15 protein-coding genes are annotated in these 15,399 nt (G+C 47.3%); 4 read left to right on the top strand and 11 right to left on the bottom strand.

The window, feature by feature from the left end; genetic code table 11:
- Positions 1-208: 208 nt before the first annotated feature.
- Both ahpC and IQP38_RS17450 read right to left on the bottom strand, forming a co-directional pair.
- Positions 209-766: an alkyl hydroperoxide reductase subunit C gene (gene ahpC / locus IQP38_RS17455; RefSeq protein ID WP_193837806.1), complete on the bottom strand. Its 558-nt coding sequence runs from the start codon at positions 764-766 to the stop codon at positions 209-211.
- A gap of 305 nt (positions 767-1,071) precedes the next feature.
- Positions 1,072-1,530 (bottom strand): MarR family winged helix-turn-helix transcriptional regulator, encoded by a 459-nt coding sequence (locus IQP38_RS17450; RefSeq protein ID WP_005383518.1) that lies wholly within the window; start codon positions 1,528-1,530, stop codon positions 1,072-1,074.
- 137 nt (positions 1,531-1,667) lie between these two features.
- Here IQP38_RS17450 and IQP38_RS17445 point away from each other — a divergent pair, with 137 nt between their 5' ends.
- Positions 1,668-2,090 (top strand): organic hydroperoxide resistance protein, encoded by a 423-nt coding sequence (locus IQP38_RS17445; protein WP_047476680.1) that lies wholly within the window; start codon positions 1,668-1,670, stop codon positions 2,088-2,090.
- Positions 2,091-2,168: 78 nt separating this feature from the next.
- Here the strand turns inward: IQP38_RS17445 and IQP38_RS17440 are convergent, their stop codons facing one another.
- Together IQP38_RS17440 and IQP38_RS17435 are read right to left on the bottom strand one after the other, a co-directional pair.
- Entirely contained in the window at positions 2,169-3,266 is a 1,098-nt protein-coding gene (locus IQP38_RS17440) for a YdcF family protein (protein ID WP_193837805.1), read from the bottom strand.
- Positions 3,267-3,564: 298 nt separating this feature from the next.
- Positions 3,565-4,464 (bottom strand): AraC family transcriptional regulator, encoded by a 900-nt coding sequence (locus IQP38_RS17435; RefSeq protein ID WP_009706616.1) that lies wholly within the window; start codon positions 4,462-4,464, stop codon positions 3,565-3,567.
- A 184-nt stretch (positions 4,465-4,648) separates the two neighbouring features.
- Between IQP38_RS17435 and IQP38_RS17430 the strand changes: the two genes are divergently transcribed.
- A complete protein-coding gene (locus IQP38_RS17430; protein WP_193837804.1) occupies positions 4,649-5,512 on the top strand; it encodes a helix-turn-helix domain-containing protein in 864 nt (287 codons plus the stop codon).
- A gap of 91 nt (positions 5,513-5,603) precedes the next feature.
- Positions 5,604-6,191, top strand: a complete 588-nt coding sequence (locus tag IQP38_RS17425) for a GNAT family N-acetyltransferase (protein WP_017634515.1) — start codon at positions 5,604-5,606, stop codon at positions 6,189-6,191.
- 96 nt (positions 6,192-6,287) lie between these two features.
- Here IQP38_RS17425 and IQP38_RS17420 read toward each other — a convergent pair whose 3' ends face one another.
- From IQP38_RS17420 to IQP38_RS17395, 6 genes are all read right to left on the bottom strand, one after another.
- A complete protein-coding gene (locus IQP38_RS17420) occupies positions 6,288-6,554 on the bottom strand; it encodes a DUF2999 family protein (RefSeq protein WP_004746427.1) in 267 nt (88 codons plus the stop codon).
- 103 nt (positions 6,555-6,657) lie between these two features.
- Entirely contained in the window at positions 6,658-7,767 is a 1,110-nt protein-coding gene (locus IQP38_RS17415; protein ID WP_193837803.1) for a lipocalin-like domain-containing protein, read from the bottom strand.
- Positions 7,767-10,277, bottom strand: coding sequence for an ABC transporter permease (locus tag IQP38_RS17410; RefSeq protein WP_193837802.1), 2,511 nt, complete (start codon positions 10,275-10,277; stop codon positions 7,767-7,769). Before IQP38_RS17410 ends, IQP38_RS17415 begins: the two co-directional genes overlap by 1 nt.
- A complete protein-coding gene (locus IQP38_RS17405; protein WP_054576548.1) occupies positions 10,264-10,974 on the bottom strand; it encodes an ABC transporter ATP-binding protein in 711 nt (236 codons plus the stop codon). Before IQP38_RS17405 ends, IQP38_RS17410 begins: the two co-directional genes overlap by 14 nt.
- 487 nt (positions 10,975-11,461) lie before the next feature.
- Positions 11,462-11,707: a DUF3297 family protein gene (locus tag IQP38_RS17400; protein WP_025768686.1), complete on the bottom strand. Its 246-nt coding sequence runs from the start codon at positions 11,705-11,707 to the stop codon at positions 11,462-11,464.
- A gap of 105 nt (positions 11,708-11,812) precedes the next feature.
- Positions 11,813-13,804 (bottom strand): U32 family peptidase, encoded by a 1,992-nt coding sequence (locus IQP38_RS17395; RefSeq protein ID WP_064369561.1) that lies wholly within the window; start codon positions 13,802-13,804, stop codon positions 11,813-11,815.
- 227 nt (positions 13,805-14,031) lie between these two features.
- Between IQP38_RS17395 and IQP38_RS17390 the strand changes: the two genes are divergently transcribed.
- Positions 14,032-14,478: a DUF302 domain-containing protein gene (locus IQP38_RS17390; protein WP_033906624.1), complete on the top strand. Its 447-nt coding sequence runs from the start codon at positions 14,032-14,034 to the stop codon at positions 14,476-14,478.
- 95 nt (positions 14,479-14,573) lie between these two features.
- Here the strand turns inward: IQP38_RS17390 and IQP38_RS26520 are convergent.
- On the bottom strand, positions 14,574-15,399 hold an 826-nt coding region (locus tag IQP38_RS26520), incomplete at its 5' end, for a PTS transporter subunit EIIC (RefSeq protein ID WP_228010101.1).

Here is a 15,399-nt window from a genome sequence, read left to right as displayed (position 1 = left end):
CCTGGTTCTAAACGATTTTTTCTACGCAATTACTGCACACCTACTTATTCAGATAGGTAATAAAAAGTGGTTACTGTAGATAAAACCTGAGGGGGAGAGAGCAAATCAGGCAGAAGGTCGTCAAGGTATCTAACCTGAAGTGCTCTCTAATTCAGTTCTAATCAGAAAAAGGAAATCGGGAACTGATTAGAACTTAAATTTCAGTGGCTTAGATTTTGCCAACTAGGTCTAGTGATGGAGCTAGTGTCTCTTCACCTTCTTTCCATTTAGCTGGGCAAACTTCGCCTGGGTGCGCTGCTACGTATTGAGCTGCTTTCACTTTGCGTAGTAGGTCTTCTGCGTCACGACCGATACCTTCAGCAGTGATTTCCATTGCTTGGATAGTACCTTCTGGGTCGATTAGGAACGTAGCGCGGTCTGCAAGACCTTGACCTTCACGCATCACACCGAAGTTGTTTGTGATGTTGCCTGTTTGGTCGCCAAGCATGTGGTACTGAATCTTACCGATTGTGTCTGAGCTGTCGTGCCATGCTTTGTGAGTGAAGTGTGTGTCAGTTGATACTGAGTAAACTTCTACGCCACGTTTTTGTAGCTCTTCGTAGTGGTCTGCTAGGTCGCCCAGTTCTGTTGGACATACAAACGTAAAGTCTGCTGGGTAGAAGAAGAATACTGCCCATTTACCTAGAACGTCTTGTTCTGTTACTTCAACGAATTCACCGTTTTTGTACGCTGTAGCTGCAAATGGTTTGATTTGAGTATTAATCATAATTTACTTTCCTTTGAATGTTTTAAGCTGAGCTGTTGTTGCTTTCGGAAAGTATATTCTCATTGGAGTGTGTTTAAGGAAAATCGCTTGTAACTATCCTATTGATAGCCATTTCCTATTTCACTTGATAGGGAAATCCGATGTAAGTGAGTTTGCTTTGATAGGTTTTATTGAAGATGAAGGCAGATTAGCAATAGAGAATACCGATGATTACTTTGAGTAGATCTTCTAGCTAAGATCGAAAGAGCCTGCATCTCGGCAGGCTCTTTCTAATAGGAAGTGGGGAAGCGAATGCTTCTATTTTGTTAGCTCAGATTGTCGAGCACTTTGCCACATAGCTTCTTCAGCATGATCATTTCATCCAGCTCTAAGGTGATTTTGCACATCATGGCGTTTGGCACAGACTTAGCTTGTTCTTTAAGGTCACGACCTTGTTCTGTTAGGTTGAGTACGCGAACGCGTTCATCGGTTTCACTGCGCCCACGCTCTACATAGCCTTTTGCTTCTAAGCGTTTAAGTAGCGGCGTGAGTGTGCCTGAATCCAAATGCAGTTGCGACCCCAATTCTTTCACACTGGCACCGTCTTTCTCCCACAGCACCATCATCACTAAGTACTGCGAATAAGTCAGATCAAGCTCGTCCAGCAACGGGCGGTAAGCTCGGATCACTGCATTTGCTGCGCTGTAGAGCGGGAAGCAAACTTGGTTTTCGAGTAAGAGTTTATCGTCGTCGGTCATGGTGTTGTCGGTGTAACACTGGCTCATTGGCGTTGCCTACCTGCTCACAGAGAAAGAGAGTCATAAAATAAATTGTGCACAATATAGTTGCAAACGATCTTTACTTCGATATAAGATTGCAAGCAATTAAATTGTGCGCAACTTAAATTAAGAAGGACACTCGCATGACTACTCTATACAAAACTCAAGCTACCGCTTTGGCTGGTCGTAATGGTCAAGTAAAAACTGATGACGGTCTTCTCGATCTAGAGCTGTCATACCCGAAGGAAATGGGCGGCACAGGCGCAGCAACTAACCCAGAACAGCTTTTTGCAGCGGGCTATTCAGCGTGTTTTTCTAACGCGATTTTGCACGTAGCACGTGAAGGTAAAGTGAACCTGAAGAGTGCACCCGTAACAGCGGAAGTGGGCATCGGCCCGAACGATAAAGGCGGCTTTGCACTAACAGTGAGCCTAGCGGTAGAGCTAGACATGCCACAAGAACAAGCGCTAGAGCTAACGCGCATTGCACACCAAGTTTGCCCATATTCAAACGCAGTTCGTGGCAACATTGATGTGGCAGTAACGGTAAACGGCGAAGCAATTTAAGCGGTTTCAACCACTGCACAAAGACAAGAAAGCCTGCAAGCACGCAGGCTTTTTTTGATTGGTATGAGTCGAGAATACTTAACGCGACTCTAGCGGGTAAGAGCGGTAGCTCCACATGCCGTAAGTACGCAGAGCATCGCGGTAGATACCAAGCAGCTCACTATCGCTGGCTTTGGCTAAGTCTTTCAGTGGCTTGTCTGGATAGCTCACTGTGTCGAAAGTGATGCCTTGCGGACCAGTTTGCCAGCTTGCGATTTCAAACAAGGTTTGACCGCGGCGCACGTGGCTCGCTGAGCTTATGATGGTCGCGTGTTTAATGTTATGACGCGCCAATGCGTAGCTGCTGAATAGGGCGTTACCTACCGTGCTGGTGGCGTAGTTTTCTTCAATGATGCGATCTTTGCTGATGCCTTTTTCAATCAGCCAATCCGCCATTAACTTGCCTTCGGTTTTGTGGTTCTTCGGTACACCACCCGTCAATACGATCAATGCGTCTGGATTTGCTTTCGCCATTGCTAACGTAGTTTCCAAACGCTCAACCAAGATTTGATGCATTGAACCATCTGGGTTCAGCGCGTATCCCAACGTGACGATTGCGCCTTTGTCATCCAATTTGCCTTTGTCGGCTTTCTCTTTTAGCGGCGTGGCAAGTACGCGGTCAACGGTGTCGAAGATGCGTTGGATGTCTGCCGCTTTACCTGCATTGAGCTTAGTGAGCGTCGCCATGTGTTTCGCTGATTCCGTTTGGTTGCCCTCAAAGCGTTGCCATACCGCTAAGTAAGCGTGCAAATCCACATCGTCTGGTGCAACAGAAAGGGCTTGTTCAAACAGTTCAATCGCGCGGTCTGCATTCTTGTTGTAGATCTGCGCGTTGGCCGCAGAAATCAGTAGGTCAGTACGGTACGGCTCAAGTTTGTAGGCTTCTAGTAAGCGGTCGGTGACAATCTCCATGTTGCTCGGCATTTTGGCGGTAAAACCTGCGTGCGAGATACGCGCAGGGGATCTGAATGCTTGTACCGCGTCATTCAGCAGTTGGTCGACAACCTGACGTTTAGTGACGATCTGTGAGTAGTCGGCGGAAGATTGGACGGCGGCATCGTTAGCCGCGATAGAGTATGGGGCAGCAGTCAGCGCAATCACGCTACCAAGAGCAATGGCAAGTAAGTTCTTCTTCATGGAATGTCCTAGAGGTGCTGTAGTACCTAGTTTTTATTGTGCCTAGCGTTGTAGGTCGAACGGGGTCGATGGAGTTTTTTCAGTCTAGGTTCGCTTCATGAATAATCTGTGAAATGAATCCCAACTCAGCCGAGCGAATGAATGCGCGTGGCCAAAACGCGAAGTAGGATCACGAAAATACTGAGGTATTCGTTCGTGTTCTAAGTAATTGGATTAAAAGATAAACAGCGTTTGGAAGAACGAATTTAAGCAACCAGAGTAAGAAATGAAAAAGCCTGCAACGATGCAGGCTTATGGTTTATTTGATGGCAGTGCAGAAGCTAACGTCTGCATGGTGCGTTTGTGGGTCGAAGCTGTGGTAAAGCTCAAAGCAAGGACGATCGTCGTTCTCAATACCGGATTCAATCACTTTGCTCATGACATCATCCCATGCTTTTGAGTATTGGCTCGGGTCAGTAATGTGCTGGCGCATCACCGCATACTGACCGCCGGGGAAGTCTTGCAGCTCAATACCTTTCGGAACTTCCGTGTCTTCTGGCACCATTAGACAGATGTCAGTACGGCACTTCTCGTCTGGCGTGATTTCAGGATTATCATGGTAGATGAAGATGCAGGTATTGCCTGCCAAACCTTTCATTCCTGCCCATTGATACAGGCGACCTGATGGCTCTTCATAGCCTTGGCCGTAAGGGCCGTTTACACGAATGTAAGCCAGTTTTGCTTTTTCAAAGTTTTGCGTTTCCATTGTCATGCTCCATTTGGTGAGTTCAGAGCCAGTATATGAATCGCTTGGTGTTACTTCGTTTCCATTCTTGCGCAACGTGTGTCCAATCTTGCTGTTTCGTGCTAATTCAGAAAACTGCTGGTAGTTTTCGCAGTCACGAAAGGCCGTCGGTGTAACGCCATAATGTTGTTTGAAGGCTTTGGCTAAGCTCTGTGAGCTAGAAAATCCGTACTCTAGGGCAATGTTTAATACCGGTTGCTTGGATTTGAATAAGTCATCGGCGGCGGCTTCTAGACGTAAACGTCGAATGAAATCAGCCAATGTCTCGCCTTGCACGGCTTTGAAGGTACGATGAAAGTGATAAGGGGAAAGGTTCGCCAGCGCAGCCACTTCTGGCAGGTTGAGTGGTTCATTAAAGTGTTGTTCTAAATAACGAATCACAGGAACCAGTCGTTGGTGGTAGTCGACGCGCATCGGGGTATTTCCTTGTTCTGTTCAGCTTGTATTCTCTGCTCAAAGCCTACCGCAATCCAACAAGCTTGCAAGGGAGCAGGGTGAGAAATGCGTGGCGAGATGAGCGTCAATCAGTCACACTCAACGAGCAGATGTTTAAGCAAAAACGTTGCGCTTATTATCTTTACTAACCGCTAGGACAATCATGATAGCTTGGAAACAGTCTCTGCCAGAGTACGAATGGCTCATTCATCAAATTTGGTACTTGGAAGTGCCAGAGGGTGAAGTCATTGACCCCAAGCCGCACCTTATTCCAAACCCGCGTGCTCATTTACTCTTTACGCCATCAGAGCAAGGCTACAGCTACGACACGGGAGACACAACGCTTGCTGGCAAAGGCTGCCACTTATTAACGGCTAACGAACATTTACTGTTGTTGGAAGATACGGCTCCCATCAAGCGTATCGGTATCACCTTTCGCCCAGAGGGTTTGTATGCCATTGAGTCACTTTTTAATGATGCATCCCAAGTTAGTGCAATTAACCAATGCGAATGGTTTGAGTGGCTTAACGTGGCGTTTGACGAGCGCTTTCAACTGGGTCTATGGCAGCTAGAGTTGCAAGATTCACCGCAATGGTTGCTGAACTACATCAAACAACATCTAGATGCGTTAGATACCGACCCTTGCCGTACCAAACCGTTTTTGGCATCACAAAAAGCGGTATCCGTGATGGACGCTCAAGCACTACGCTCACCTGAGTTAGCGATGGATATTGATGAGATAGCCAAACAGTGCGCCTGTTCTCGAAGAACGCTTGAGCGCAGTTTCAAGCAAGTGGTGGGGTTGAGCGTTAAGCAGTATCAACAAATGGCACGTCTGGAGCAGATGATTTTGACTCTCTACAAGCAACAAGAAGCGATTGATTGGGCGAGCTTCTCACAGCAATTTGGTTTCAGTGACCAATCACATTTGATTCGTACCCTCAAACAGCAGCTAAGAAAAACGCCGAGCAAATACTTGAAAAAGCGCGACTTAACCATCGATATCTATGGCGACTTTGAGTCGTAATTCATTGCTAATCAGCCCGAAAGTTGTCGCAAAAATCCAATTTTTCTCTTATCCGCTGAGCTACTATTTTCAGCAGATAACGAGGTAACACATGTCATATCAAAAACTAAAACAAGGCGAAGCCATCCCATTTAACGAATCGTTGACTATCCAACTGATTCAAGGCTCTGATCTACAAGATATTATCGAGATGTTGAACGATGATAAGGTCAATCAGTATCTGTTCTTCGCACCTGCTGACAACAGCCTATATGAGGGTTTCTTTGGCCCTATTATTGAAAATACGGCACAAGCGATTAAAGACAGTGTTTGGCCAGATAGCCCAACGTTCGTGATTCGTGACCAACAAGGCCAGTACATGGGTATGTGTGCAGTGACCGCAGTGATGTTCTTAACTGGCAACTACGAAGTAGGTTATCAATTACCAACTTGTGCATGGGGTAAAGGCGTTGCGACTCGCGCTTGCCAAATGATGACCGACATTGGCTTTACTGAGCTAAACGCCCATAAAGTCAGTGCCGATTGCTACGCTTCTAATGCTGGTTCTTACAAGACGTTAGAGAAAAATGGTTTTACTCAAGAAGGCCGTCAGAAAGACTACTACAAACTAGAGCAAGGCTTTGACGACAAGCTTTACTACGGTATGACCGCAGAACAATTCGCGTCTTTAAATCGCTGATTATTAGCCGACAAAAAAGTAGCGAACAAAAAAGGCCGTTAACCCACATGCTCGGGTTAACGGCCTTTTCTATATTCAGCGCTAAATGGCTAAGACTTAGTTGCCTTGGTTTTGGCTTTGAAGCTTCTCTTTTGCTTCTTCAACCTTTGAGAAATCCAATCCCAACTCGTCTACGGCTTCTTTAATTAGCGCAGGGTTTTGCATCACTTGCGCCATCAGCATTTGTAGCTTGTCTTGTGGCAAACCTAGTTGGCTGATTGTTGCCATTGCCGCTAGAGGGTTTTGCGTCAGAGTCTGAAAAATCTCGTTGATTTGTTCGTCGCTGATATTGTTCTCTTTCAGCAAGGCGATAATTGGGTTCATCATATTTCCTTTCAATCATTCATTGGATGACACTGAGGTGCAGTGTATCACTCGGTTACCGGTGTTTGTACTAGCTGAATAATTGGGGCTCCCGCTCAACATTTCAATACCCCGTTAGCTCCATGTAACCAGTCCCAGAATGAGAGCCCTCAATACGTACTGGGCCTTCCCAATAAGGTACCGAAAGCGGCATTTTCGCGTTCGGGTTGAGAGCAGAAACGGTAAGATCAATTTGCTGATTTGGAATCGACACTTGCCACTGGGTTGGATACTTTCGCCCTTGGATTTCTGTTTGCTTGGTTGCTATTAAGCGAATGTCTTTTTGAGAAATGGCGATGCCAGAGCCATCTTGCTGCATCAGCTTTGCGCTGGCGTAACTAGCTTGTCCGGTTTTGGAATCCCGCAACTGGAACACCACCAAGCTAGTTTTGTCACTCAACCTCAGAGCAAACCAGTCCCAGCCTTGTTGTGAGTCGAGTAAGAATTGCGAGCTCCACTCTCGATCTATCCAGCCTTTGCCGGATACTTGATGGGTTTTGCCATCGATCGTGACTTCACCGGAGACATCAATAAACGGTTGGCTGTAGTAATACGAAGCCACCTGACCATCGCCACTTTTGGTACTGTAACCTTGCTCGCCTTGCTTTTGATAAGGCGCAGTGCTGGTAAGCGTCAGCGAATAGCCAAACTGTTTGGAGTTTGCATTCAATGTGGCAGGGAAGAGGTCGTTGGTTGAAGAGGTCCACTGCCAATCATCGAGGTAAACCCGAAATGGAGACGTATCAACACCTGCTAGAGAGGATTGAGCGCGTGACCATTTTTCATCGGCGTAGTGTTTGTCCGTTGTCGTGACCGCGCTGTGCGCCATGTAGATTTGTTGAGCTTGCCACTCGGTTTTCTTCACGTCATCTTCGTCCGTTGGCGGCGCAGCAGCAAAGCGAAATTGTGTCCATTGAACGCCAAGTGGGTTGCCGTCTTCATCAATTAAGTTAGCGGTTAAGTACCACCATTCATGACGAAAGTTTGGGTGCGCTTGATGATCGGTAGGAAAGGTGAGTTCCACCCCTTTTTCTACGGGAGTGAATAGGTTGCTCTCGCTTTGCGTATCTCCGCTTCCCAGCAACGTGCCCATATTTTTTTGTTGGGCATCTTCACAACCGAACAGGAATAAACTGCTTATGAGTAGAGTAAGCTTGCTTGCCAATCGAACCATCACAACACCTCGCTTTGCAAACTGGATACGACAGGCTTGCTGACCAATCGCCACAGCGGAATCAAGGTTGCAATCACCGCCACCAAGATGGTGATCGCCGCAATACTGAGCGCATCACTCCAATTCCACAGATAATTTAAGCTCCAACCAAAAGCGCGTAAGGTGACGATGTCTGTCAGCACATAACCCACCATTGCTCCGAGGGGCAGGGCGATAACCAGAGTAAAACTGACCAAAGCGACGATCTGTCCGACCACCATGGTCATTAATTTACGACGACTAACACCAAGTGCGTACAGCCTTGTAATGGCGGCTTTGCGTGCGTCGAGCAACATGAAGCAAGCACTGAACAAACCAATCACCGCGACCATCAACGTTACGCCGTTGAGCGCGCGCGTAATAGCGAAGGTCTGCGAGAATATATCCAAAGCGATGGATTTGATTTGCGCCTGATCGTAGAGCTGACTTGGATGCAGATTCAATTGCTCGCACAGTTGCTCATAGACGATTTGTGGGTCCCCCGAGACTTTAATGCCAAGGCTTGTTGGCAAGTCGGTAAATCCGCTCTCTTGCCATAACTTTGGTGCTAATAAGACTTCACCGTTGGGTGAGCCGTAATCATGGAATATCGCACCCACAAGCAGGTTCTTATTTGGAACGGCATCAAGCGTGAGCGCGCTACCCAGTGATAAACCCAGTTTGACCGCGGTTGGTTCACTGATAGCGACTAACTCACCTTGGTAAAAGCGTGACCAGAAGTTCTCCAAATGCGATTTGAACACCATGGTTTGCTCTAAGGTGTCTTTGTCTTTGGTGCCAAGCAAAATCGGTAAACCTTGCAGGTTATCATCGACGTAGTATTGCTTGTAGACGGTCTCAACCTTGTCGAACTGCCCTAATGCGCGCTCTACATCAGCGATTTCTCCTTGGGCAGGGCTGACGTAAATGTCGGCGTGTAGCCTTTGTTCTAACCACTGTTTTAGGGTGGATTCAAAGCTGCCCACTAGCGTGTTCATCCCCATATTGGCAGTAACGGCGAGTAGCAGTGCCATCATGGCGAGAGAAAGCGGAGAAATCAGCTCACGCAACTCAGCAAACAGATACTGCATCAAACCGGAAGTGGTGCGCTTTTCACACCAATTGGCTAACACGCTGAGTGTTTTGGGTAGATACAAAGGAATCGACACCACAAGCACGCCGAGCCACGCCATGGTAAATCGGTGATGCTCACTCAGCCATAATCCTGCAAGTGCGAGAGCCGTCAACGCAGCACCTATCACGAACAATTGGTTTTCGTTAGAGGCTTCCGGCGCTTGATAAAATCCGCCATGAGAGGAAAGCGGCTGGCGCACTCGCTGTTTAAAGTGCTGCCAACATGCCAATAGGGTTGCGGTTAACGTGAGTAGCAGGGCTTGCGCCCACCATTGCCACTGCCAAGTGCCGGGCAGCAGTGTCGCGCCATAAAGTTGTTCTAGAGTCAGTGCCACGGTCGGATGTAACCAGTGGCTAAGCTGCATGCCCAATACAAAACCGAGGGAAGCGCCGATGGTAACGAGAATAGTGAGTTCAACTAACAGCGCAGAGAACACAATGCTCGGCGCAACACCCGCTTGTTGAATTTGCACTAACAGCCGATTGCGTTTAAGCAAGCTGTACTTTACGCCGTTGTAAGCGATGAACAGCCCGACTAAAAACGCGAGTAAGCTCATTGCGGTGAGATTGAGGTGAAAGCTGTCGGTCAGTGAGCCAAGGTCAGTGCTTTGATTATTGGCAATCCATTGCCCTTGATCGCCAATGAGGCTTTGCCATTTTGCTTGCGTGTTTTTATTCCCTTTATCACCTGACTGGAAAACCGCAATGTAACTGAGCTGTCCTTGTTTATTGAGCAGTTGCTGCGCAAAACCAATGTCCATCAACATTCGGCTACCTAACTGCCATTCGTCTGGTAGCACCACCACTTGGGTTGGAATGTCATCCAGAGTTAGGGTTTCTACTTCCCCTAAGTTTTGATGTTGAGATTGGCTCATCATCACGATCGGCTTACCGGCCAAAAGCTCAGGTAAAGGTAAAGCACTGTCGAACAAAGACACGTTTTGTTGGTTTTCTGACGAATAGCGCGAACGTGAGGAAATTGCGGCAATCAACTCACTACCTTGCACTGACCAGCGACGCCCTTGTTCGTCTCTCACTCGCCCTTCGATTACAGGTAGTGCTGCACTGAGCCCGTTTTGTCTAAGGGTGAAATAAAGAGACTCGGGCAGATAGTTTTGCCCTGCTGGTGGAATAATTAAGTTCTGAGCTTGTGCGCTAAGCTGCTCGGTAGATTCCGCATAACTTCGTTTGGCATTGAGGTTGATGGCTTGCACCGCAACGAATAAGGTCACAGCCAACACGATACCGATCAGAATCGCGGCGGCTTGCAGTGGCGCCTGCCGATAGTGCGCTGCAAACAGATTCAGGGCGAGTCGAGTATGAGTGAATCTGGTGTTTGATGGCTTAGTTTGCTTCATGGTGAAGCTCATGTTTGTTTACTTGATGGCTGTTCTGTAGCTGACTGTTATCCAATCGCAGCCGTGCTTTCATAAATTCAGCGCATTCATGGCTGTGGGTCACCAAGAGCACGGCGGTATTGCCTTGGGTGGTGATTTCACTGAGCAGTTTCATCACTTCTAACCCTGCTTTTTGGTCAAGGTTACCTGTGGGTTCATCGGCGAGTAGAAGCTTAGGTTTGTGTGCCAATGCACGTGCGATAGCGACTCGTTGCTGTTGACCGCCGGAAAGGGCAGAAACATGTCTGTCGAGAAGTTGGCTGATGCCTAGAGTCTCGACCAAATAATCGCACCAGTCGTTCCATTTCTTTTGATTCAAATGCAGAGGGAAGGCGATGTTTTGCTGCACGTTGAGCGGCGTTAATAGATTGAATTGCTGGAAGATAACACCGAGTTTTTGGTGTCGAAATCGGCTCCATTGTGGGTCTTTCCAAGCCGCCGTGTTATCGCCATCTAACCACAACTCACCATCGGAAAGCGGCTCAAAGCCAGCGATGACATTGAGCAAAGTACTTTTGCCGCTGCCACTTGCGCCCGTCAGCGCAACACTCGCTCCTGTGTTCAACGTGAAGTCGACGCCTTCCAACACGCGATGTGTCTCTTTGCCATCAACAAAGCTTTTGCTGGCGTGTTTGAGTGTGACAAGTGGGCTTTCCATTTCCTCTCCCTGTATTCAAAAGGTGTCGTTTCTTTTGGCAATCACTATTGCAGTTATGTCTCTAGAAACTTTAGACAACAATCAGATAAAAACAGCGATTTACATCGAGTTTAGGGTCTGTTGACCTTTCGAGCTGATTTTTGCAGCGAATTGTTGGGTGTTTGTGCAAGGCAGAAGCTTTGATGTGTAGTTAGCCTACATGAAAAAGCTGATAACGCAGGAGAAATGACCAACAAACGCTGCCCAAAGGGTTCGGCTAAAATCGTTCTATGCTTTGTTAAGGAGTATTTACTTAGAATGCTAGGCTACACACTCCTTGCCTCGCCTAAAACGATTTTATCTCGAACAAAACTTAATCTCGAAAGATAAACAGACCCTACTTTGTACTGAAAATAAGAGGGAAGAGATTAAATGAGGAAGGGATATGACAGGCATTAAAAAAGCCCGAGTCAAACTCGAGCTTTCAAAGATATTCAGCGTGGTCAGCTTACACGTAGTACGCTTCAACTTCGCCTTTAAGTTTGATTAGCATTGGGTTACCGAAACGGTCTTTTGCTTTAGGAGAAGCAATTTTCACCCAACCTTCGCTCACGCAGTATTCTTCTACGTCTGTGCGCTCTTGGCCGTTGATACGAATACCGATTTGGTGCTCGAAGCATTCTTTGATGAAGAATGGGCTACGTGGGTTACCCGCTAGGCGATCTGGTAGAGCTGGTTTAGCTGTGTCTGTCATTTTGTGTGACCTAAATTCCGTAAAAAGTGCGCTATTGTAGTCAGTGCACTGTATGTGTTCAAGATATGTTGAGAGTGGATGCGTTGTTTAACTTTCAAGTACCGCCTATAACCCCTTTAAATACTGCGCGTTGGCTGTTGGTTGAATCATGGCATTCAGCGTTTGGACGGCTTGTTCACTGTGATCTTCAAGTAGAGCTAAGAACGCGTCAATCAACTCAGGTTTGCTTGCTGAGACTTTTGTTTCGGTCTGGATATCACACAGATCGATCAACACATCGGTAAACAATTGCGGCAGATCGTGCAGCACTTGCAGGTTTAAGATGTTGTGCTCGCTGTAGATTGAATTGTGGCTGCCTTTTTGTTTTTGCACCAAGTAAGGATTGTCTTTTAAGTTGATGATAGACGTGCGTTTATCACAGCGTTTCAAACAACTTTTGTTGACCTTCACCTTACGGCATCCTTCGGTTTGTTGAAACAAACATTGGCGGCTCGTGAGTAGAGTGTTCGGGTGATAAATGCTGTAGAAGCTGCGCATGTTTTTCGGACGCTTTATGTGACGCACCTGCTTCATATTCAGCTCGTTAGAAACAAACGCGCCACTTGCCGCGAACTCGTCTTGAAGGCATTTAAACGCGTATGAGTTCACCGTGTTCAGTTGTGGGCCTGCCACCCAGCCTAAGCCGAGCTCTTTTGCGATCATGCCGACACCTGAGTTGTTGGTGATCAACAACTCAGGTTGGATGGTTTCCAAAAATACGCGCGCGGCGTGGTAGTCTTCGCCAATCAAAATGGCTGGGAACCAAGGTTTGAGCATTGGGTTGGCTTGGAACAATTCAATCATCGCGCTCAGTTCACCAGACAATCCCATTGGCAATTGATAGTAAACATCAACGTCGTGGTATTCGCACAGCATGGCTTCTTGTGCTGACGAGATCAGAACCGATAATTTTGGCGCACCTTGGCGAGGTTCTGGTTGAGGTAACGTTGGCAGAGTTGGCACATCAATCGACCCTTTCAAGCTGCTGCCGGATACTTGTGTTGAAGTGACATCGAACGACTTAGTTTGCTCTGCCACTTTCTCAATGATCGCGGTTTTGTCATCGTAGAGTTTCTTTTTCACCGCTTGTACATCATCAGCAGACTGGCATTGGTAAACCTTCGAAAAATGCTTTACAGCATGGTCGCGCGGGTTGTCGATGTACATCGCCTTGCCGAAATCACCTTGCAAAAATGCGTTGGAGAAATCACGGTTGAACACTGTGTATAACTCTGTGGTGTCTTCAGAGAGTTCCAAACCCTCGCACAAGCGATCAATCTGTTTACGCCAGTTATCGACCACGGTGTACACGTAGTGGGATTTCTTAATGCGGCCTTCCACTTTCAACGAATACACACCCGCATCAGCAAGCGCTTCCAAGTCCCCAAAGGCGGAGTTGTCTTTCATATTGAGTGGGTAGTTGTTGCCTGTTTTGGTCGTTTCGTACTGTTCGCGACAAGGTTGGCTACAGCGTCCACGGTTACCTGATGCGCCATTGCGAGCGGAACTGATGTAGCAAATTCCGGAGAATCCGATGCAGTATGAGCCGTGGACAAACACTTCCATCATTACGTTGTGCTCGCGACCAAATTGCGCCAGATGTTTTATCTCACTGATGTTAAGTTCGCGAGATAAGTTTACTCGGCTTGCGGTGAGCTGGTTGAGAAAGAGGATTTGGCCTTCGTTATGCGTGTTCAGTTGCGTTGAAGCGTGCACATCCAAATCGGGAAAGTGATGTTTGAGAATGTAGGCCAGACCGAGATCTTGTACGATCACGCCATCGATTTTGGTGGTGTTCAGTTGGCTGAGCAAGCGAACAATCGCTGGAATTTCACTTTCTAAAATCAGCACATTCAACGTTAGGAAAATCTTACAGCTGTGCTGATGGGCCAACGTTAACACGCCATTTAAGTTATCTAAAGTGAGGTTGGTCGCTCGGTTACGAGCATTGAAGCGGTCGAGCCCACAGTAAATTGCATCGGCGCCAGCGGCAATGGCGGCTTTGATGGAATCTAAATCACCACCGGGTGCTAATAACTCAAATTGATCGCGTGTCACTACTTTTCTCTTTCTTACTAAAATAGGCTGCAAATGTTACGTATTTCACGCTTTTGATGCTCAGCTAGTTAACGCTTTATTAATCTGAATCAATTAATCCGTGTTACACGGTCGACTCTTGAGTGGGTAGAGTGCAATTCGCGATAGCGGAATTTGACTTCTATAGTTTTCCTACACTTGGTTTTTCTATATCTAGTTTTCGACTCAGAGAGAGGAAGGGACGACAAATGAAAAAAGTAATCATTGGGTTGGTCGTGGCGTTGACGTCATTGAGTGCATTGGCTGGGGAGGGTGTGGTAACCGTTGCGAGCACGCATTCAGCAAAAAATACGGCGGATAAATTTGTCGCTATCGCGCAAGAAAAAGGGTTGAACGTCTTTGCGCGCATTAACCATCAAGAGAATGCCACGAAAGTCGATATGACGTTGCGACCAACCGAAGTTATCGTGTTTGGAAACCCTAAAGTAGGCACGCCACTGATGATCTGTGCGCAGGAAGTGGCGCTCGATTTACCCCAAAAAGTGTTGGTGTATGAAGATGATGAAGGCAAAACGTGGTTAGCTTATAACGATCCTATTTATTTAAAGCAGCGCCATCATATTGAAGGCTGTGACGAGGCATTGAACAAAATCAGCGGCGTGCTGGGCAATTTAACCAACGCGGCGGCGAAGTAGGGCTGGTTATTGGCTTCGCTTTTTTTACTCCGAAAACGAAAAAGCCAACCTCACAAGGAGGTTGGCAAATCTTACCTAGATTGGGGGAGGTAAGATCAGGAGGTGGCGAGTACGCTGTGCACTTTTGACTTAATTGAGTCAGACTGCGTGCCGAAAATCGCTTGTAAACTGTCGCCAATCACTAACACATCTCGCGCGCCAAGTGCTTTTAGCTTAGCAACATCAACGTTAGCGATGTCTTTCACCGAGACACGCAGACGAGTGATACACGCATCGACTGACTTAATATTGGCTTTGCCGCCCAATGCAGCTACTACATCCACCGCAATTTCATCAGGCTCTCCGGTAATCTTCACTTCTGCAATGTCGGTTTCACGACCCGGCGTTTTCAGATCCAACTTCACAATTAGGAAGCGGAACAAGCCGTAGTAGAGCGTCGCCCAGATTGGACCGATGATGATGAACATCCACGCGTTGCTCGACATTGGGTAGTAAAGGAAGAACTGGATCGCGCCGTGCGCAAAGTCAGTACTGTGTTTGATTTCCAAAAATGCGGTGATCGCAAACGCAATACCAGTTAGGAAAATATGGATCACGTACAGCACTGGCGCGACGAATAGGAAGGTAAATTCGATTGGCTCTGTGATACCAGTTAACCAAGAGGTCAACGCCGCAGACATCATCAAACCGCCGACGATTTTCTTACGCTCAGGAGACGCGCAGTGGTAAATCGCCAATGCCGCTGCTGGTAGCGCCCACATGGAGTACATAAAGCCACCAGACAGATAACCTGCGGTTTTATCGCCCGCGAAGAAGCGAGTGAGCTCACCGGTAAACTCTTTGCCGGTTTCTGGGTCTACATAGCTGCCGACTTCAAAGAAGAACGGCGCATTCCAGATGTGGTGCAAACCAACCGGGAGT

It is taken from the genome of Vibrio sp. OPT41, assembly GCF_015163595.1.
GTDB classification, from domain to species: Bacteria; Pseudomonadota; Gammaproteobacteria; order Enterobacterales; family Vibrionaceae; genus Vibrio; species Vibrio alginolyticus.
Note: the sequence above shows the minus strand (reverse complement) of the source record. Positions and strands in the feature narration are given on the sequence as shown.

Bases quoted from the DNA above. Each gene is read 5' to 3' on its own strand.
- IQP38_RS17390 (WP_033906624.1), top strand. From the start codon at position 14,032: ATGAAAAAAGTAATCATTGGGTTGGTCGTGGCGTTGACGTCATTGAGT.
- IQP38_RS17440 (WP_193837805.1), bottom strand. From the start codon at position 3,266: ATGAAGAAGAACTTACTTGCCATTGCTCTTGGTAGCGTGATTGCGCTG.
- IQP38_RS17425 (WP_017634515.1), top strand. From the start codon at position 5,604: ATGTCATATCAAAAACTAAAACAAGGCGAAGCCATCCCATTTAACGAA.
- IQP38_RS17410 (WP_193837802.1), bottom strand. From the start codon at position 10,277: ATGAAGCAAACTAAGCCATCAAACACCAGATTCACTCATACTCGACTC.
- IQP38_RS17420 (WP_004746427.1), bottom strand. From the start codon at position 6,554: ATGAACCCAATTATCGCCTTGCTGAAAGAGAACAATATCAGCGACGAA.
- ahpC (WP_193837806.1), bottom strand. From the start codon at position 766: ATGATTAATACTCAAATCAAACCATTTGCAGCTACAGCGTACAAAAAC.
- IQP38_RS17450 (WP_005383518.1), bottom strand. From the start codon at position 1,530: ATGAGCCAGTGTTACACCGACAACACCATGACCGACGACGATAAACTC.
- IQP38_RS17400 (WP_025768686.1), bottom strand. From the start codon at position 11,707: ATGACAGACACAGCTAAACCAGCTCTACCAGATCGCCTAGCGGGTAAC.
- IQP38_RS17445 (WP_047476680.1), top strand. From the start codon at position 1,668: ATGACTACTCTATACAAAACTCAAGCTACCGCTTTGGCTGGTCGTAAT.
- IQP38_RS17430 (WP_193837804.1), top strand. From the start codon at position 4,649: ATGATAGCTTGGAAACAGTCTCTGCCAGAGTACGAATGGCTCATTCAT.
- IQP38_RS17435 (WP_009706616.1), bottom strand. From the start codon at position 4,464: ATGCGCGTCGACTACCACCAACGACTGGTTCCTGTGATTCGTTATTTA.
- IQP38_RS17405 (WP_054576548.1), bottom strand. From the start codon at position 10,974: ATGGAAAGCCCACTTGTCACACTCAAACACGCCAGCAAAAGCTTTGTT.
- IQP38_RS17415 (WP_193837803.1), bottom strand. From the start codon at position 7,767: ATGGTTCGATTGGCAAGCAAGCTTACTCTACTCATAAGCAGTTTATTC.